General features: G+C 36.7%; 13 protein-coding genes. 3 read left to right on the top strand and 10 right to left on the bottom strand.

The genetic code is table 11. The annotated features are described in order from the left end of the window. The first annotated feature begins 47 nt into the window (after window positions 1–47). The 3 genes from ACFVR2_RS08655 to ACFVR2_RS08645 all read left to right on the top strand — a co-directional run bounded on the left by ACFVR2_RS08655 (window position 48) and on the right by ACFVR2_RS08645 (window position 2,188). Complete coding sequence (locus ACFVR2_RS08655) at window positions 48–590, top strand: signal peptidase I (RefSeq protein WP_387360784.1); 543 nt, start codon at window positions 48–50, stop codon at window positions 588–590. A gap of 71 nt (window positions 591–661) precedes the next feature. Then, the gene (locus ACFVR2_RS08650; RefSeq protein WP_387360782.1) at window positions 662–1,276 is read left to right on the top strand and encodes a hypothetical protein; all 615 of its coding nucleotides are present in this window, start codon (window positions 662–664) and stop codon (window positions 1,274–1,276) included. Between the two features lie 240 nt (window positions 1,277–1,516). Beyond that, window positions 1,517–2,188: a response regulator transcription factor gene (locus ACFVR2_RS08645; RefSeq protein WP_387360780.1), complete on the top strand. Its 672-nt coding sequence runs from the start codon at window positions 1,517–1,519 to the stop codon at window positions 2,186–2,188. A 175-nt stretch (window positions 2,189–2,363) separates the two neighbouring features. Here ACFVR2_RS08645 and ACFVR2_RS08640 read toward each other — a convergent pair whose 3' ends face one another. The 10 genes from ACFVR2_RS08640 to nagA all read right to left on the bottom strand — a co-directional run bounded on the left by ACFVR2_RS08640 (window position 2,364) and on the right by nagA (window position 20,450). After that, complete coding sequence (locus ACFVR2_RS08640) at window positions 2,364–5,813, bottom strand: S8 family peptidase (protein WP_387360778.1); 3,450 nt, start codon at window positions 5,811–5,813, stop codon at window positions 2,364–2,366. A 361-nt stretch (window positions 5,814–6,174) separates the two neighbouring features. Next, entirely contained in the window at window positions 6,175–6,456 is a 282-nt protein-coding gene (locus tag ACFVR2_RS08635; protein WP_387360776.1) for a hypothetical protein, read from the bottom strand. 363 nt (window positions 6,457–6,819) lie between these two features. Then, window positions 6,820–8,268: a spore germination protein gene (locus ACFVR2_RS08630; RefSeq protein WP_387360774.1), complete on the bottom strand. Its 1,449-nt coding sequence runs from the start codon at window positions 8,266–8,268 to the stop codon at window positions 6,820–6,822. A gap of 781 nt (window positions 8,269–9,049) precedes the next feature. Beyond that, on the bottom strand, window positions 9,050–9,232 hold the full coding sequence (locus tag ACFVR2_RS08625) for a Spo0E family sporulation regulatory protein-aspartic acid phosphatase (RefSeq protein WP_387360772.1): 183 nt from the start codon (window positions 9,230–9,232) through the stop codon (window positions 9,050–9,052). 401 nt (window positions 9,233–9,633) lie between these two features. Next, window positions 9,634–11,121, bottom strand: a complete 1,488-nt coding sequence (galT, locus tag ACFVR2_RS08620) for a UDP-glucose--hexose-1-phosphate uridylyltransferase (RefSeq protein WP_387360770.1) — start codon at window positions 11,119–11,121, stop codon at window positions 9,634–9,636. Continuing rightward, a complete protein-coding gene (gene galE / locus ACFVR2_RS08615) occupies window positions 11,118–12,122 on the bottom strand; it encodes a UDP-glucose 4-epimerase GalE (RefSeq protein ID WP_387360768.1) in 1,005 nt (334 codons plus the stop codon). The genes galT and galE overlap by 4 nt, the downstream gene beginning before the upstream one ends. A 427-nt stretch (window positions 12,123–12,549) precedes the next feature. Then, window positions 12,550–16,938: an endo-alpha-N-acetylgalactosaminidase family protein gene (locus ACFVR2_RS08610; protein WP_387360766.1), complete on the bottom strand. Its 4,389-nt coding sequence runs from the start codon at window positions 16,936–16,938 to the stop codon at window positions 12,550–12,552. Window positions 16,939–17,337: 399 nt separating this feature from the next. Beyond that, window positions 17,338–18,324, bottom strand: a complete 987-nt coding sequence (gene lacD / locus ACFVR2_RS08605) for a tagatose-bisphosphate aldolase (RefSeq protein WP_387360764.1) — start codon at window positions 18,322–18,324, stop codon at window positions 17,338–17,340. Window positions 18,325–18,339: 15 nt separating this feature from the next. Beyond that, on the bottom strand, window positions 18,340–19,275 hold the full coding sequence (gene lacC / locus ACFVR2_RS08600; RefSeq protein WP_387361729.1) for a tagatose-6-phosphate kinase: 936 nt from the start codon (window positions 19,273–19,275) through the stop codon (window positions 18,340–18,342). A 26-nt stretch (window positions 19,276–19,301) separates the two neighbouring features. Then, on the bottom strand, window positions 19,302–20,450 hold the full coding sequence (gene nagA, locus ACFVR2_RS08595; protein ID WP_387360762.1) for an N-acetylglucosamine-6-phosphate deacetylase: 1,149 nt from the start codon (window positions 20,448–20,450) through the stop codon (window positions 19,302–19,304). Window positions 20,451–20,454 lie beyond the last annotated feature (4 nt).

Genomic DNA, 20,454 nt, shown 5'->3' with positions numbered 1-20,454 from the left:
ACCATATTACTGTTCTTTCGAAAGAATTATAGATTGGTAGTGAAAGCATGAAAAAATTATTGAAATTAATTACATCCTTACTAGTATTAATACTCACAGTAACAGCTGTAACTGTCATTTACTATGTCATTCAATCAAAAGGTAACATTGAAAAAATGCCAACTTTTTTCGGTTACAGACCATTAACCGTACTTTCAAACAGTATGAAACCAGAATTTAGTGCCGGCGACATCATATTTATAAACGAAAAGAGGGACCCAAAAATTCATGATGTGGTCACCTTTAAACGTCCTGACGAATTATTAGTAACACATAGAATCACGAAAATTATAAAGAAAAATGGAACCGAATTCTTCATTACGAAAGGTGATCTCAACAATACCGAAGACGAGGTCCCTATCGTAAAAGGAAGTATTTTAGGTGTAGAGGCTTTTCACATCCCAAGAGTTGGATATATTGCTAAGTTTCTAGTTGGGCCAACCGGTTTCTTCCTATTAATTGTCTTACCTCTCTTAGCAGTTGTGATTTTAGAGATATTCCAACGTCTTGGACTAATTGAGAATAAAAAGAAACTAGACATGCAGAGTTAAGTAACTCCCCATCAAAATGGATCGATGACTAATAAAAAAATTTAAAAATAAACGAAGGGTTGGTAAAAGAAATGAATATGTTAAAAAAAGGATTAATTGGAACAGCATTAGCAGGATCTTTAGTAGTAAGCGCTGGATATGGGACGTACTCATGGTTTACAGCACAAGTAGAGGCAAGTGGGACAATCCAAAATTCTACATTAGAATTAAATAATGGACAAACAGAAGCTGCTATCAAGTTTTCTCCGGAGAAGCTAGCTCCTTCTCGTATAACAACAATTGCTCCAATTATCATTGAAAATACTGGGGAAGAACCAATGTTTGTTCGTGGAAAAGTAAATTTCACGCTTGAAAATAACCCAAATAACATCAAACCTAATAAATTCTTAAGAGCATATGAAGTACAACCTACTGTTCTATATAATGGTCAAGAAATTGCTGATTTAGGCTGGTTGGATATTGCCGACTTACAACCATTACTAGACAAATGGCTACCAAGTAAAGACGGATCTGGAAGCACTCCGAACGATCCTGGTCAATTCAATGCAGGAGATAAAATTCAAATTAAATTACAATTAAGATTGAAAGAAAACGCTGGAAATGAATTCCAAGGAGCTAGTTTAAAAGTTGACTTCGCATTTGAAGGCAAGCAAATTGATGAGAATGCTGCATTTGCTAAGAACTGATTACTAGTTAATTTCAAGATTTTCTATACTTGAAAATCAAGATGATCCGGATCGTTAGTAAGGTGGATGGCATAAATAATTATTAATTGAAAAAAGCAACTACGATTGGTAGTTGCTCTTTTCATTTTTTAATAATCTTAATCTAAATAGTCTACACTGGTTGAAATCATATATAGAAAGTGGCAATTGACCATAATTCAATAGAATACACAATAGATTTTATTTACTGGGAGGGTATCAATGATTCAAGTTTTAGTTGTTGATGATAACCCAAATATTAGGGAATTACTCAGCTTTCATTTACAGCAAAATGGATTTTCTGTTCTTAAAGCTGGAGATGGTCTAGAAGCTTTACAGACACTTGAAAAGGAACAAGTTCATTTGGCCGTTATTGATATAATGATGCCTAACAAAGATGGCTACGAATTGTGCAGAGATATTCGAAGCTATTACGATATTCCAATTCTTATTCTTACAGCTAAAGCTCAACTAATCTATAAAGAAAAAGGATTTCTGTACGGCACTGACGATTACATGGTAAAGCCATTTGAACCTAAAGAATTAATATTCCGATTGAAAGCATTGCTTAGGCGCTTCAATAAGATCAATTTGGATTGCATTCAACTGAATCAAACTTTAATTAATCGGAGAAGTTATGAAATTCATAGTGATGGCAAAACCATGATCCTGCCATTAAAGGAGTTCGAACTTTTAGCTCAACTAGCAAGTTTTCCAAATCGTGTATTCACACGTGGTGACCTTATTCAATTAATTTGGGGTGTAGATTTTGATGGTGATATGCGAACAGTAGATGTTCATATTAAGCGATTGAGAGAAAGATTTTCTAATAGGAAAAATGATTTTATTATTAAAACGGTTCGCGGAATAGGATACAAATTGGAAGTTATGTAGTGACATCACCTTATGTTGATTTAATCTCGATAATTTTTTTTAGTGGGATTCCTACTTTTTTATTTTGTTTTAGCATGCTCTTATTCTTTTAAATAAGTAAAATAGCCTAAATCGGTTAGATTACCGGGATAGGCTATTTTACTAAATATTATTTTATTAATTAATAGTGGTTCAATTATTCCGCGAAACGATAAGCCCGAATGATCGTTTGAGAAACTTTGTTCCCTGATTTATCTTCTGCCTTCAGACGAAGCGAAACGAAACCGCTGCCTTTTGGATGATTCATTAACAAAATCCCTTTATCACTTGTGTAGTTTACAGGTTGCTCTTTCCAGGTAGCACCATCATCATACGAAATCTCAGCTGTAAGTTTGTTTAGCTTCACCTTACTCCCATCTTCATGGTCGACAGAAAGATTTAGTAAAAATAGTTTACCAGCTGGTGCAACCTGTGTGTAATCTTGGAAATTTCCATCCATGTGAATTAATAAAAGTGGTAACGTTACTGTTTCACCTTCTGCAGGACGTTTAGAATGAAATGTCCAACTCAACTCTGTTTTCGTACCTAAATCTGTCCAAGGAACTGAACGAGACGCAGTCGTAGTAACAGTATACTCTGAATCTTCAGCCGGGCCGATGAAAGTTACCCCGTTAGGATTATCCACTGTTCCTGATAACCCTCCAGTACGTGAAACTGTCGTTGTACCTTTAAACGTCGTCCCTCCTGCCCCTAAGTGACTTGTCAACTCATGCCCTTCTTCCCCGAATGAGAATGGTCTATGTTGGACGACAACTGTGTCACCTGTCCTTCTTGATAATGAAGGGTCCCCTAATTGCCAAACTTTGGATAAGTTAACTGGCGCTCGGTTCCATTCCACTTCATATTTGCCTTTTTTATTAAACTTAGTAGCACTAAAACCTACTCCCTGGCTAGTTTGGCTTCCAGTGCCCACGTCAAGTACAATTTGATCTAAATAAGTGATATCATCACCTGGAGTGTAATACTCAACACGGTCCATGACTGGTGCATTATCAACAAATTGCTGTTTATTACCAAGACCTCCACCTCTAAAAGCTAAAACACTTTGACTCGTGCGGAAGAATCTCCTCACTTTCCCTTGATCGTGGTACTTAGTGTGAACTTGGGCAAGATCTTTATCATGCACCTCATATTCAAGGTTTGCTGGAATACTGCCCTCATTGTGGAAAAGTAAATCATAAAAATAACCAGGTGCTGTTTGCGGACTTTTTCCAATAGCACTTTTCGCCACTAACGTTGGTCTGAATGCATATTGATAAAAATGGTGCTCGGGATCGGCTACTTTTGCAGTTGGTGTAGCGAACAATTCAGTATCAGCACCAGATGACACAACATATGCTTGACCAACAGCTGAAACTTGAGAGTTTGGATCTTTTATATCATTAAAGAGTGCAGATTTTTGGAATAATTCTGCGTGAACACGTGCTGCGTCTTCTTTATCCACAGTCACATTAATTGGCTTCGCTTTACGAGCATCTAGCGTTAGAATACGAGGACTATCCTTAGACACAATTACATCTGGCTGCGAAGCAAGTGTAGCTTGAGCATGCTTAGTCTTACTGTCAACTTGTTCTATATAGGTATCAATATCGTACCGACCAGGAGCCAAATGTTGAGTTGCTGTACCACCAGGAACAAAGCTCAGAGAAATGATTTCACCAGTCTCAGTATTGTATGCCATGCCGCGAACGGATGTTGGAGCATTCCCGTCACGTCCTATCGTTTGCACAGTCAGATCGTAACCTTCTGGCTCAAAATATGCTCCTATAGCTGTTGAAATTGAAATATCGCCCGAAATTGCAATTAGATGTCCAGAATATGCACCTTGTTTACGTTGTTTATCCAATTTTGCAGGATCAATTGTTACTTCCATCGATGCTGTTCCGTTTGCTGGTACTGTTAATTCATTCTTGCTAAAAGTGAATAGCCCTTCAGGCGGTGTATTTCCATCTGGACTGACAACAGTTGGCTTCAATGTTAGTGTCACATCAGTGCTACTATCGTTACGGTATGTTACAGTTCTCGTTACTTTTTGAGGTGAGTAAGGGAATGTGTAACCCGCACTTACGCTGCCGGTTGTTGAGTAGATCGTTGTTTTCGTAGCGTGAGCTAAATCTAGACGACCAGCCCCTTGTTCGTATACCGATAATCCAGTTAATGGCTTAGCACTACTCATCAATACTGATTTAAATTGACTTGCCGTCCAGTCAGGATGTTCTTGCGATAGAATCGCTACAGCACCTGCTACATGAGGTGCAGCCATCGAAGTACCATTTAAGCTTGTATAATTGCTGTCAATTGGGCTTCCTGCTGAAGTACCTGCAGCACGTGGAGCAATAATGGCACTTCCTGGTGCGATAATGTCCGGTTTAACTGCAAAATCTCCGACCCTTGGACCCCTACTTGAAAAACTGGACAATGCATCAGCTTTAGTAGAGCTGGCAACGGTCAAAGCAGCATCCGCATCACCAGGATTGGCAACAGTAAACGGTGCTCCTGAGTTACCTGCCGAAATAACGAACAGAGTTCCAGTCTCCTTCGTTAGTTTATTTACTACTTGCGATATCGGGCTTGTCCCATCGGTCGGAGATCCACCAAGACTCATATTGATTGCCGCAGGATGCTTACTTGCAGCCCATTCCATACCACCAACAATTGCACTTTCTTCACAGCCAGAAGGAGTACAAACTTTGCCGATTAACAAGTTTGTATCTGGTGCAACACCACGGTATTTACCGTCTGAAGCAGCACCGGTTCCTGCGATGATGCCAGCAACATGCGTACCGTGGCCAACGTCATCTTTTACTTCAGTTGAAGTCCCAGTGAAATCTTTCTTTTCAATGATTCGATCAGCTAAGTCAGGATGGTTTGAATCTATACCTGTGTCGAGAACTGCAATCGTAGCACCTTTACCAGTGTACCCTGCCTCCCAAGCGGCTGGTGCACCTATTGTATTATCGCTCTCTAGGTCCTGGACTTTCACCTTACCGTCCAGCCAGACCTTACTGATCCCGTCGTCAAGTGTTTTATCTCCTGGACCATCCGTGAGCTGTTTCCATAATTTTGCAGTATCATCATGGTCTACAGTTGCGGAAAAACCATGCAAGCTAGGTAGTTGCCGAGAAACATCCAGCTCATTTGGTGCATCCGCTTTAAGAGCCGAAGCTTCATCGTTGTAACTGACAATTAAAGGAAGAGTGTCGGACTTATCGTTACTATATCCACTCTTTAGGAGCAGATCGATATCAAATAACCTCTCATCAAGAACATTCGAATCTACTAAAGGAGCTGCATCCATTGGGAGTACAGTAGCATTTTCTTCTCCATCTTTACCTTCTGTAACAGATTCATAAAAACCGATCCCCTCACGACCTGGAGCAGGTTGAATATTGAGAGACATTTTGCCATCTGGAGCAGTAGAAACCTCTACTTTATCTCCAGTAATCAGCGATACAGTACGAATTGTACTACTTGTTTCAACCTTAGCAGGTCGAATATCACTAATGTCTGATTGCTGTGTTGTTTGAGCAAAAGCAATGGTAGGCAGTAGTGCTAATACGGATGTAAAAGCAATTGACTTTTTCATAAACCTTCTTCCTTTCTAAAATTTATTTTCAAAAGAAATGAACAATTAAAGGAATGGATTATAGAGAGTAATGGAATGATATATTTATGGATTAAAAGATTATTGCATCGATATGTATAGAAAAAATAAAATGACTTCTTTAAATTTTAATAATCACTTTTCCAATCACTACTATAAACGCTTCTCCCGTTTGTTCTACAAGTAAATCTTAGAAAAGCAATATGAACGGCATATGAACAACTCATTGCAGAAAATTTACAAAATTAAAAAATGCATACTTATGTTCTACCCTTTAAATAAAAATGGCCCCTGACTTTTATAAGAAAGGAGCCATTCTAATTCAGCGTTAACATCATGCAATCTATATCGTTTTAAAAGCTTGTTTATAACCCTCAATTCCACCGTAATCTATTAAACCTACATTTCCGCAATTTAAACATTTAAACGGGATCGTTCCACCAAGTCCTATTGTTTGTGATAAATAAGGTTTATCTCTTACAACTTCATATGATTTAATTTTATCCGCTAATTCACCGACACCATTTGGATAATACTTTCCATAAGACTGAACAGCGCCTTTATTACCACAATTAAGACAAATGACATTTTCCCGTACAGTGTATAACTCAATTGACTTTTTCAATCCTGTCTCTCCTTTTTTGTGTAAAATGGTTCTGAATGTTAATTTAAACTAAAAGCCTCTATACCTTACATAGACTATTAAAAATAGAAGCAAATTAATACAAAACTTTAATATTCAATTGAAATTAAGTTATTGTAATAGATTATGTATATACTAGACTATGCTTAATACATATATTTCCCCAATCTTTAAGGGCTTAATAGATTTCCTCCAAATTTAACAATTAATATTCCTTTTATCAGACACGAAAATATACATATCTAGAGTTTTTTTATAAAAAAACCATCAGTAATAACTCGGTACTGATGGTAGCAACATTATTTTTATTTATGAAACATATTCTGACCATTTTGTAATCTAAATTTACTCTTTCACTTTATGAGGATAAGTATGCTTACTATTAATCAAATTCTGCAAGTTCCCTCTATATAAACTATCTTTCATTTCTTTAAACCTGAATGGAAAAAAAGGTGCCAAATATGGTACACCAAGGGATTTTAAAGATGCCATATAGACAGTGACAATAATGAAGCCAATAATCATACCTGTTACACCAAAAAAATAACCAAGTAAAAGAAAAAAGATTCTCAGTGTTCTCATTGCTCCAAATAATCCACCAGACGCGATGTTTATGCTTGTCAAATAATTAATTCCAACCACTACTAAAGTCAAAGGGTGAATCAATTTGGTTTCAACAGAAGTTTGTCCAACCACAATCGCACCAATAAGAGATAGAAGAATAATCGTTGCCTTGGGAATCCGTAACGAAGCCTCTGTAAGTAATTCAAACAAAAATAACAAAAACATAATTTCCAAAAGTATTGGAAAAAGAGTATCGGATTGAGTTAACAATTTATCATCAAATGGGTGTCTTATCCAATGAGGATGAAATCGAACTAATGTAATATAGAATCCAAGGGAAAAAATCGAAACAAACCAACATACAAATCGTAATAATCTTTTTGAGAAACGACCTGATTTTGTATTATATTCATCAGGTTGATGAAAATAATGAAGAAAAAGCGTCGGAACAATGAGTGCATATGGAACACCATTTATTAAAATCACGACCCTACCTTCAAACAATGCAGAAACCGAGACATCAGCACGTTCACAAGTAAAAACTAGTGGAAATAATTTTGGTTTCTTTTCAATCGCATCTTCAATTACACGGGCCTCTAATAAATAAGTCACATCAATTTCACTTATTATTCTTCGAGTTTCTTCTAGTATAGATTGATCTACAAATTCATCAATATAAATAATTGCTACATCTGTTTTTGACTTACTACCTACCTTTCTAGTTTCCACTTTTAAATTTGGCATTTGAATCATGTTGCGTAAGAGATTAATATTTACATTCAATTGTTCATTAAATCCAATCATAGACCCTTTTGCACTTCTTTGTGTATCTGGTTCAGTGACAGCTCTCATTTGCCAATCAGTGGAATTAGCTAGAATTGCTTGATCAAATCCTTCAATTATTACTATTGTTTTCCCTTCTGATAATCCAGTTGAAATTTCATCATATGAAGTTACACTGCTCACATCCATTAAAGAAAGATGACAAGAAATAACGTCTTCTATATTATCGATTTTCCCAACCTTTAATAAAGGTGTAAGTAGATGTTCCTGTATATTTTTTGTATCGGTAATGGCATCAAAATAAAGGATTGCTCCATCCCGCACTATGTTATCTTTTATTTTAAACGATCGTACTTTTAAGTCAGATGATAAATGAAAAAGTTCTTGGATATAGACAAGATTTTTGTGTAAACTAACCGACAATTTTGAAGTCTCTGCTTTATTCATATCTCTCTCCTTGATCCTTTTTCTTAGTATGCCATTTTTTCTCATTTCCATTAATTGCTAGGATTAAAAAGTAAATATAAAGCACTATTAGTGAATGCTAAATACTTTTATCCATTCAGGTTGGATTGATTGGTTATCTGGTGTTTTGATTATCTATCGAGGCTTTGGCACTTGGAACCTTAACTAATTAGTTAATTTTATATTTTTTTGAAGTACTATATTTTGTTCCTGTTATTTCCTTATTCATTTAGAAAAGAAGAAGTAAAATGAAATTGAATTAAAATCCACTTATAAAATTTGAAAACAATAAAAAGCCCAAACCATAGATACACTTAGGTTTGAGCCTTCTCATTTGTATGATCCCAACTGGAAGCCAACCAGCGACCCCTACCCTGTCAATTACAGAGTACGAGTATTTATACAGTAATTATGAATATTTTAGTTCAATTAATTCCATTAAATCAAGCGGGTCGATAAATTTTTATGCATTGTAATTTTATTATTTCTATTGTTTCTAATAAGTCCGTGCAATTTTTGTGCAATGATTAAGTGACTAATTGATCAGGAGGTAGGGTGTTTCCTGATAAAATCAACTGATTTAAAATGTTTTATGTTTACTTTATTTAGAATGGATACACAACATAAATTCAATCTTTATAAAATTAATAGAAAAATAAATTTTTTTCATTTAAGAACATTTTATGATTTTTCCAAAATAATAAGCAATGGACCTAATTATATGAATTCAACTTAATAATATTTGTAATGCTAACATCAATTATTATTTGGCCGAAAATTTTAAAGAAAAGATTGAGCTAACAACCTGATTTAATAACTTGTCTAACTCTTGACTACATTGAATGGTTTTGTAATGAAGAAACCCATACCGTTTATAAATATCACTTAATTCATTTCTCTTTTCTTCTATTTCTAGTATTACTTGTTCTTGTAATATAGTAACCATTCATATGTCCCCCCATTCGAATAACTCTCCCGTAAGAATTCTATCTTGATGTGAATGCTAAAATTAGCTGCCCTGTTGCTATCTTTTGCACCTGTTTCGGTAAAAAGTGAACATTCTAGATTTTTAATGAAATTTTATTAAGTAATTGAATGACGCGCTTGATTTTGTCAACGCTCAAATCCAAAGCACCATCTACAACCTCTTTTCTTTATACTTACAGGATAGAGATATAAAGCTTAAAAAAACCGGTAACGTCATAATGAAGCGTCACCGATTCTTGTTATCAATTAAAACATCTAGGACCATTTATAATTTGCACATGTAATATCATTCCTACCAGTTGCTTTACCTGTTCCAGTTATGGTGCTGATTTCTCCATACTCCTATCCTTCTGTCCATTTCTAAGTTAAAGTCCGAATAAATCGTTTAAACGCACCTACTCCTTCTTCGTCCCGTTTAAAAACACCAGCATTTTCAAGCATTTGTAAAAATTTCTGTCCAACTTCTTCTCTTACAATATCCTGTACATTTTGTTTATTTACCCGATTGTCATACTGGGCTTTTAATTGTTTTGCCCACGGTATATGATATGTTCGTATATCACTTGGCATATTAAGCAAGAACTTTTCTACTTCCTGAAGCTCTGTTTTTAAACGAGCAGGTAGTACAGCTAATCCCATTACCTCTATCAATCCCATATTTTCCTTCTTAATATGATGTACATTCTCATGAGGGTGGAAAATACCCAATGGATGCTCTTCACTTGTACGATTATTTCGCAATACAAGATCCATTTCGAATACCCCATTCCGATGGCGTGCAATCGGCGTAATTGTATTGTGTGGGGTTCCATTTGTAAAAGCACATATATTAATAGAAGAATCACTATATCCCTTCCACTTCTCTAATATGTACTCAGCTGCATTTACTAATCTTTCTATGTTCCTACTTCTTAATCGAATAACTGACATTGGCCATTTAATAATAGAGCATTGGATTTTTGGAAAGTCAGTTAGTTCAATGATAAAGTCGTTTTGTGCTTTTGCCATAGCAAATTCAAAGTTTCCGCCTTGATAGTGGTCATGAGTTAAAATAGATCCTCCAACAATTGGCAAATCTGCATTGGAACCAAGGAAATAATGTGGAAATCTTTCTACAAATTTTAATAAACGCAAAAATGTTTGGCGGTCTATTTTCATATCTTGGTGTTCTGCGGATAATACAATACAGTGTTCATTGTAGTATATATACGGTGAATACTGTAGAAACCATTTTTCATCTGTAAGATTCAAATGGATCATACGGTGGTTCGAGCGAGCAGGATGTCCAATTCTACCTGCATATCCCTCATTTTCAATACAGAGTAGACATTTTGGATAATTCGTACTTTTCAACGCTTTTTCTCTCGCAATTTGTTTTGGGTCTTTTTCGGGCTTCGATAAGTTAATCGTTATATCGATGGCACCATATTCCGTATTTACTATATAATTTATGTTTTTGGTAATTTGCCTCATTTGGATATAGTTACTGTTCTTACTTAATTTATAGAAGTAATCTGTCGCATTCTTTGGATTTTGTTCGTATTTTTCATAAAATAACGCATTAACAGCGGAAGGCCTGATGATAAAGACATCCATAATTTTGCTTGCTAAAATCTCCTTTTCATCCAGTACATTCTCAATAACTCCATGTGTACAAGCATATTCAACTAATTCTTCCAATAATTCAGGAATTTCTTTCGTAAAAAGCTCTGACTCTTCCACTACAAAGTCATCTAAGCGAAGCAAAGAAAGAATTTTATTCCTTACATATACTACATCTTCTTGTTCAACCAATCGAGCTCCAATAGCACAATCAATTAACTGTTGGATAGATTGATAAATCGTCATCGTTTTCCTCCTCGGCCCTCATAGCCGTGTGGATTGTTGCGATGCCAGTTCCAGGCATCTTTTATAATTTTATGTATAGATGTACGGGTTGGCCGCCATCCTAATGTACGCTTTGCTTTCTCCGAAGAAGCTATTAACATGCTTGGGTCGCCTGCTCGTCTTTCACCAATCTTTACGGGAAGCGATTGATTGGTAACTTCCCTGGCCGTATCTACGATTTCTATTACCGAGAAGCCTTGGTTACTCCCGAGGTTGAAAATCTCACTGTTTCCCCCATCCATTAAAAAACGAAGTGCTAAAATATGCGCATCAATTAAATCTTCTACATGGATATAATCACGAATACAAGTGCCGTCTGGCGTATCGTAATCATCACCAAAAATCGTAATTTGTTCTCTATGCCCTAAGGCTGTTTGAAGTACTATCGGAATTAAATGTGTTTCAGGGGAATGATCCTCACCGATTTCGCCACTTTCTCTTGCCCCTGCAACGTTGAAGTAGCGGAGAGAGACAGATTTAATTCCATAAGCAACATCGCACCATTTCATCATTTTCTCCATTATCAATTTCGTTTCTCCGTACGTGCTAGTCACATTATTTTGCATATCTTCTGTTATCGGAACTTGACCCGGCTCACCATATGTAGCCGCAGTGGAAGAAAATACTATTTGCTTGACTTGAAATTCATTCATTATTTCTAATAAAACCTGAGTACCATACACGTTATTATCAAAGTATTCAATCGGCTTCGTCATAGATTCGCCTACCAAGGAATTTGCGGCAAAATGCAACACAGCATCAATATTCTCCGCTCGGAACACATCTCGCAAAAACCCTTTATTCCGAATATCACCTTTATAAAATTTTGCTTTTGGATGAACAGCTTGTTCGTGACCTGTTTGCAAATTATCCACAACTACTACATCATATTTCTTATCAATTAGTTGATAAACTGCGTGAGATCCGATGTAGCCGGCACCGCCTAACACTAAAATGCTCATTATACTACCTCCCCCGTAAATTCTCTTGCTCTATCCTCACTAAATTTAGCTGGTTCACTTTCTCTTCTGAATTCACTAATACATAGAATTGGATAGCTCTCTTCTTTTATTAGTGTTCGTAATAAAGATTTTATTGCCGTACACACCTAAGTTGGGCGTTCGTTTTTAAGTCTTTTGTTAAAGTATACGAATGTAAAAATACATCCACAATAAACATCTTGTCGTGTTTTTTAGATATCTTGCTTTTCACTTGTAAAAACTCACTAAAAAGCTACAAAGAGAAAGTGATTTTCTAGGAGAGATTTACGACGATTCAATAAACACAATAAAGCCTACCTCTATAGAGATAGGCCATAATTCATGTTATTGTTATGACTCTAAATACCAAACAATCTTCATTTTTAATGTAGTTCTACACTTCTAGCACTCAATGCGTCATTCCCCCTGGAGCCAACCTTTCAATACGTAGATTATCTAAAATAAACGTACCTGCTCCAGTGTCCTCATTTATACTAGTTCCATCACTGAAAATTCCAACGTAAGTTTGACCGTTCTCAGAACCTGTTACAGTAAACTTAGCTGTTTTTGTGTCGATAGATGAAGTAAGAGTTTTATTCACACTCAATCCCTTCGCATTAGCAATGTCTTCAACATCAATTTCTTGATTGCCTGAAATAAAACGATAGGAATTGACAGTAGTTTGATAGTCAAAGGATACTTTATAGGATACGCCTGGTTCAAAGTGAAAGTGTTGCGGAATAGTCCGATATACTAAGCCTTTGTCTCCAGTATTAACTTTAACGGACCAATTTCCTTTAATGACATCATCTACTAATTTTTTATCCGCCCATCCTTTTTGTGTATACGGAGCATGTAATTCAGATAAATGAATTCTATTGTCTTCTACACCTTCCGTATTACCTATTACAAATGGGTAAATTCCTTGTACAACCGATTCAAAATCTTGTTCAAATACATTTGATGATATTTCATTTTTTAAGGATTTTTGTACGACTCGGATATCATCAAACTTGGTAGTTCCTTTTCCGGCCTCACGACTAAGAATTAATTTAGCCTTTTTAGATGTAGCAGTAAAACTTACTTGCATTCTTTGCATTTTACTATCGTATCCATCATTAGAAGCATGTGAGTCTGCTTTTACATAGTTCCTTTGCAGGCTTCGTAGGGTGTAATTGCTTACATCTTTTACTCCGCCCGTTACTTTAATTCCGGCTTTTACATCACTATTGTTTTCCACATAGACCTCGGCTACATAATCTTTACCCGGTTCCAAATCAGTAAGTGTACGAGAAACTGTTGTTTCTTTTGACGGACTATCAATATTCAAGTAGTAATCTCCACTGCTTAAATTGCGGTCGCTTCCAGTTTGATTCGTTCTGACGACGCTTACAGCTTTGTTATCACCATGAACAGTTGTATGTGCATTTACTGTTCCTGAATTGAATCCAGTGTCATATACATGAGAACCCTTGCTCCAGTCATGGATTTGTAAAGCATTATCTTTTCTTGGTACAACAACATAAGGAGTTGCTGCATCTGCTTTCAAAGTTACTTTATTATTTACGACCTTGACTTCCTTCATATCTTTTCTACCGCTATCTGTCAATTTGTATACATAAACTCTAGATACACCATTATATTCATCTGGAAGTGTCCAAGTAGTTGTACCGCCTTCCAAATTCCAGTGGAACAGTTTTTCAGAATCCGGAGTTGGATTTTTAAAGTCTTGCTCAACCCAAGGAATTAAATAAGCATGTTCATCAAGGACGACATTTCCATTAAGCGTAATAATTCGTTCTCTTGAGTTGTTTTTTCTAGTTACAACGACAACATCGCCGTTGCTTGGATCTTTCAATTTAATTTCTTTTTCCAGGTTGGTCTTTTGCTTATCGCCATCTACATCTGTCCAATCGTTGACATAATACTTTTGTAAAAATTTAGTTGGTAGATTTGTATCAAATGTCATCCGGATAAAATGGTCAAAGTTCTTATCAGATTGCCATCCCTCAAAACCGGCTAATTCAAATCCGCCAAGTAATGGATGATCAGCCGTTCCGCCTCCTTCTGGCCAATTCAACACCCAAGAATCTTTTTGGTGATTGCTTATAAAGCGAAGTACTTCGGAGTTTATTCCCTTGTGGTCTGCTCCGCCGTAGTTCTTATCCGTCGCCCAGTGCTGCCAGGTTGAATAATTTGCAATGGATGTACCAAACTCTGTTGCTACCCTCCAGCCTCGATCATGAAATTGCTCTGCAATTCGATCAGATTCCCATTGGTCTTGAAACCATACATCTAAGTAAACGAAGTCAAGACCTGGTGCAGCTGCTTTTAATTCGTCCAGCCTTTTCGCACGTGTTCCCGAGTACAAATCCTTTAATTTATTGATCGTATAAGATTGATCTAACCAGCCCCAACCTCTTGAATTAGGACCGTCAATAAAATCTTCATTGAAAGCTTTAGCTTCAGGATATGTTTCCTGAGCATTGATGTGGACACCAAAATCAGAATTGTACTTATGCCCTTCACGAATAAGTGTTTTTAAATCGTCAGCACCGCCAATTCGTTCACCGACATTGCCATAATCCGGGTGCGCACTGTCATGACCTTCATTTCCATATCCTTTTAACAGGACAGACTGCCCCAATCCATCTGTAGCGAGAGCCACCTTCTTAACATTATCCAATGTTTTTAAGAATGGCTGTTGTGCTTGTGAGCCAAAATTCATGTCAATTCGTTGGCCTACCAGATTGTTTACATCGTTCGAACCCGGAATGTCCTGCATGATCTCACGGTAAGCAATCGCACCGTCCTGCCAGTCAATTTCATTATCCTGATTTAAATCATCCGCTATTGCAATTTTCACGGTAGGTTTTTTTGTTTGTGGTTTCGGCATAAATTCTCTTTGATAATAAAGCAAACTAGAACCGATACCGATAGCTTTCGTGCCATCTTTACTTTGATAACGATTTGCAACTAGATTACGGTAGCCATCGACTTCTGAACTGGACCATACACCTGCACTCAATTTGTCAGTTGACAGGAAAGCAGTATAATATTTTTCTGAAGTTCCAATGCCTCCTAAAGTTGAATCGACAGGAACATCGACATCCCCAGGTTTGGTCACATCACCGCTAAGGTTTGTTAATTTGGCTTTAGCATTTGTTTGAGCTGAATTAACTGAGATAAAGTTCAGATCGGCCAATTCAACCGTTTCAATTTTTGCACTGCCGGCATTGGTGATATCTTCAAAGGTATAGATCACTTTATTTTTTTTGACTTTTAAAGAAACTTTAAATACAGCATCAAGTTTTTCAAATTCATCTTTTACCTTTAAGGTATATAGTGCCTCACTTTCGCTTAGCTTTTCAAAGCTTACTTCAGGATAGTACAGAGTGCCATTCACTTTTAATCCGTAAACAGGAGTTTTTTGTCCATCCATTACCTTGTCTGCAACCCGGTATTCAATGACACGCGGGAAAACTTGGTCAATCACGACATCCATATAGTCTGAGGTTAGGTTATCCTCTACTGGCGGTGTATTTGGTGCTTTAGGAGGAACATTTTCTTTGATTTTGATGTTTGAAATCGTAATGTCAGCAGCACCACGGCTTTTTTCAAATCCAAGTAAGCCTGCTTGATCAACACCACCTGACAATGTAAAGGTATTCACCTTTTTATCATTAATATATAAAGTAGCTAAATCATCCGTAAATTTTATACGTAGATGATAGGTTTTATTTGCTTCTAATGGCATATCTGAGGTCATCGACGTCCAACTGTTAGCAGGGCCAAAGATCTCGCCAAAATAAAGATTGTTCTGATCTCCCGTTCCCACATACGTATAGGCAGATGGATTCTGAACACGATAGATGAGGCCAAAACGGTTCATGGCGCTAGTTCCTGGCGTAATATCAGCTTCAAAAATACCATTCTTAATTGGTTTCATTTTATTGTAGACAATTCGATTCTTTTGGGTAGATGTAACATGAAAAGTTGCTGAACCATCTTGATTATATGTAACTTTTCCGTCGCCTGAGATAATTTTAAAGTCGCCATCTTCTAGTTGGTTATCCGAAATGTCGACAAGTTCTTGATCTCCGGGCTCTGTTCCTCCGTTACCTGGATCTGTACCTCCATCCCCAGGAGCATCACCTAGTTCAATGAGTACTTGGCTGTTTTTGCCGCCAAATGCCCCTAGTTTAACCGCTTCCTTACCTGAAAGAAGATTATTCACTTCATTTGATAAAGTAACCGATCCAAATAAATCTTTTCCATCTAATGTAACCTTAAAAGTGATTCCGTTATAATCAATTTTAATGGAATGTGCGGTCCCTACCTCTGGAAGTGGTACATTAGGTCTACTTTTTAACCAGTCACCTTTTCCCTGATATTTGTATTCATAGAACCATCCGAGTGAGTCATAGCCTACAAAAACAAAGTTATTATAATCAATATAATGAGGATAGAAACCAAATCTAGTATCTTCTCCCTTTGTTTCTGGAATAAAGTTATATTCCATCACTCCGGATTCTTTAGCGACTTTATTTTGTTCTTGAAAAATTGCAGCACTTGCCCCATTATCGTTACCAGAACCTGCTCCAAGTCTTGCATAGGATTTCCCATTTTGTTCTACTAGTTCATTGATTTCGTTTCCTCCAGATGAAAATGTTACCCATGGATTAGACACATTTGCTCCTACACGTATTGTCGGAATCATGTTCACTAAAAATGTTGGTAAAATCAGCATAAGTGCAAGAATGGTATTAAAAGTTTTCTTGAAATGCTTACGTTCCAATTCGTTTCCCCCTTTGAAATCAAAATTTTGGATAAAGTCGATACCAACACCTCATATACAAAAACTTGAATGGCACCGTCTTCACTTAATGTTAAGGATATTTTTTTTGAAGCGCTTACACAATAAAGATATTGTTTCATTTTTTAGGTATATTGTCTTTTTTTAGAATTTTATAACAATTTAATAAATTCAATAAGTCAGGGCAATTATTACTTAACAATTCCTTCAGATATAAAATCACCATGCAAAGCTATAGTTACTGTAGATTTGCAAAATAAAGATTGATCAAAAACACCTTACAATTTCAAATTTTACGATAAATAAAAAGAATCCATTTTGGAAAAAGATTGATCAAAATGGATTCTTTTCTAGCAAATTTAAATTTATTAGTATTGATATTTATTCCACTTTAGCGAACCATGAGTTGGCAGTCTCTTTCAACACGAAGCTCAGTTCTTCAGTATTCCTTTTACCAGTTTCTTTTAACCAATCACGGCCTGCTTGTTCCCCGTTTATAGCAAAAGGTGCTACACCGTCTTTCCAGGTTGCCCGACCACATAACACTCCGTTAAAGGTAGAACCTGCGTCTTTTGCAAATTTTAATGTTTCTTGGAATAGTTTTGCGCTTACTCCCGCACTCAGGAAGATAAATGGAAGATGAGTTGCTTCACTTTGTTCTTTGAAAAAGAAAGCTGCTTCTTCTTTACTGTAAACGAATTCGCCTTCCGAATACCCATCCACAAAGTTCATATCTACCGGAACTTCTACTTTTAAAACATCTACTTTGTATTGGGGTTTCGAGAACTCCTTCATAGCCTCAATTACTTTGTGAGGTTTTATTTTTGCGTACGCTTTACTTTTCACATCAACATTTTCAACATCATATGTAACAATCTCCAAGAAAAATGGAAGGTCTTCAGCTGCACACTCGGATCCGACACGTTCCATATAGACATGTTTATAGCTATTAATTTTTTCATCTTCATCACAATCATAGTAGAGTAAGAATTTAATAGCATCGGCACCTGTTTCCTTTAATCGTTTCACTGACCATTCCGTTAATAAATCAGGTAAGCGACCTACTTCTGAAGCATCGTACCCGGTTTTTTCATACGCTACTATTAAACCGGAGTCTTTATCGCGGACCCTTGCTGCTGGTAGACCATATTCCGGGTCCAAAAGAATCGCTGTTGAATATGGTGTTAATTCCTCAGAAACCAATTCTTTGAAACGGATAATGCCCTCATCTCCAACATGACTAGTACCGCCAGACGCAATCATTTTTTTCAATGAACCTCGTTGATCAATGGCCAACGCGCCAATTATTCCATTTTCATCTGATAAACGTTTTAGAGCTTCCAATTTATTTTTTGTTAGTTCTAACATCATCAATCTCCTCTATCAATCTATTCTTTCAACTTTAACGAAATCGAAGTATTGTCTAAACTTATTCACATTAATATAACCCGTTCCAGCTTCCATTGTATTTAACATTCCTGTAGTCATCGCCGTTTTAAGGACATTCTCGACCGCCTGATTTTGATGTAGAGCCACAGCGAACCCTGCAACTGTCGCATCACCAGCCCCTACAGGATTGGCCACTTCTATTATGGGAATCGTAACTCTGTAATAGTCCTCACCATGCTTGACAAAGGCACCTTCTCCACCCATGGACACGATAATCCACTTGATCCCAGTAAATAATTCATGGTTTAATGCTTGCTTTAAATCCATGATTCCTGCTTCCATTTTAATGCCCAGCAACTGAGATAATTCCGTTATATTTGGTTTGATGGCAAATGGTTTTTCTTCATACAACAAAGCTTGTTTAAAAGATTCCCCTGAAGAATCCATAATTACCGGAATTCCATTTTTGTGACAGATTTCTAACATTTGATGATAAAAGTTAGTCGGTAATCCTTTTGGTAAACTGCCCGAAATTGTCACAAGTGTAGCTTTTGTAAGTAGACATTCAAATTTCTCTAAAAAAAATATCCCTTCTTCTTTGGATAATGTCGGCCCAGATTCTAAAATCTCTGTTTGCATCCCTTCATGAAGAACGGCAATACAATTTCTTGATTCCTTTTTGATTTTTAAAAAGTCATTAGGAATATTGCATTTATTTAATTCTTGAATTATGAATTCGCCAATCGTACCACCAAGCACGCCTGTCGCTAGGACAACTTCTTCCATTTGAGCGACCACACGCGCAACATTCAATCCTTTTCCACCAGCAGTTTTATGAACTGTTTCAACACGGTTAACAGCATCCAACTTTAATTCATGAATCGGATAGGAAATATCGACTGATGGATTCATGGTGACAGATAAAATCATTGGTAATCCCTCTTTCAAAAAATTGTTTAAACTTGAAAACGACATACACCGTCAAGAAAAGTTGCAGTTAAATCCATCGCAGGTGTCAGCACAATAAAGTCTGCGGCATAACCCTTGGCAATCTTCCCACATTCACGATCAAGCTGAATACTTTTAGCAGGTGCCGTACTCGCCATATAAATTGCTTCCTCAGGTGTGGCAATCCCCCACTTAACGACATTTTTGACAGCATCTTTTAACTGCAAAATACTCCCTGCTAAACTTCCGCTTTCTAAACGGGCCATCCCATCTTTTACTTTCACTGGAAATTCTCCTAGCTGATAAGTTCCTTCAGGCATACCTCCGGCCATCATACAATCGGACGCCATAACGATTTTTTCTCTACCACGGACTTGCATTAAAATATTTGCGGCAACGGGATGAACATGATGTCCATCACATATGATTTCAGCAAAAGCATCCTTTAGATTCATAGCCGCTCCGACCATCCCCGGTTCACGATGGTGCAGCGGACTCATTCCATTGAAAGTATGAACAAAAATCGAAGCCCCTTTCTCAATCGCTAGTTTTGCTTCTTCATAATTTGCGTTACTGTGGGCCAATGCCACTACTATATTTTCCCTCACAGCATATTCAATAAATTCCACTGCACCATTTCTTTCAGGTGCAATCGCAATTTTTTTAATAGAATCATTTGATAATTTCTGCCAAACTTTCAACATATCAACTGATGGGTCACAAAAATATTTCGTGTTTTGCGCCCCTTTATGTTTTTCAGTAAAAAATGGCCCCTCTAAAAAGATCCCTTTAATTTTTGCGCCTTGCACTTTCGAGTAATTGGTACCAATCATTTCAACAACGTTATTCAAAGATTTTGTTGAGGAGGTTAGGGTTGTAGGTAAAAAGGATGTAACTCCGCAAGAAAGGAGCCCTACCGAAATTTGATTCAGTCCTTCAAAATTACTTTCCATTATGTCGTGATTTCTAAATCCATGAATATGCGTATCTACTAGACCGGGACCAATCCAATGTCCTGCATAATCAATGATTTCTGATGCTTCCTCTGGCCTACTTTCTAAGAATTTACCGAATTTTCCGTCTTTTATTCCCAAAAAACCTGGCCCTGTAACCTTCCCCTCAAGAAAAAACTTATCTGCAAAAATAAAAATAGACATACAT

It is taken from the genome of Gottfriedia sp. NPDC057991, assembly GCF_042886615.1.
Lineage (GTDB): Bacteria > Bacillota > Bacilli > Bacillales > Bacillaceae_G > Gottfriedia.
Note: the sequence above shows the minus strand (reverse complement) of the source record. Positions and strands in the feature narration are given on the sequence as shown.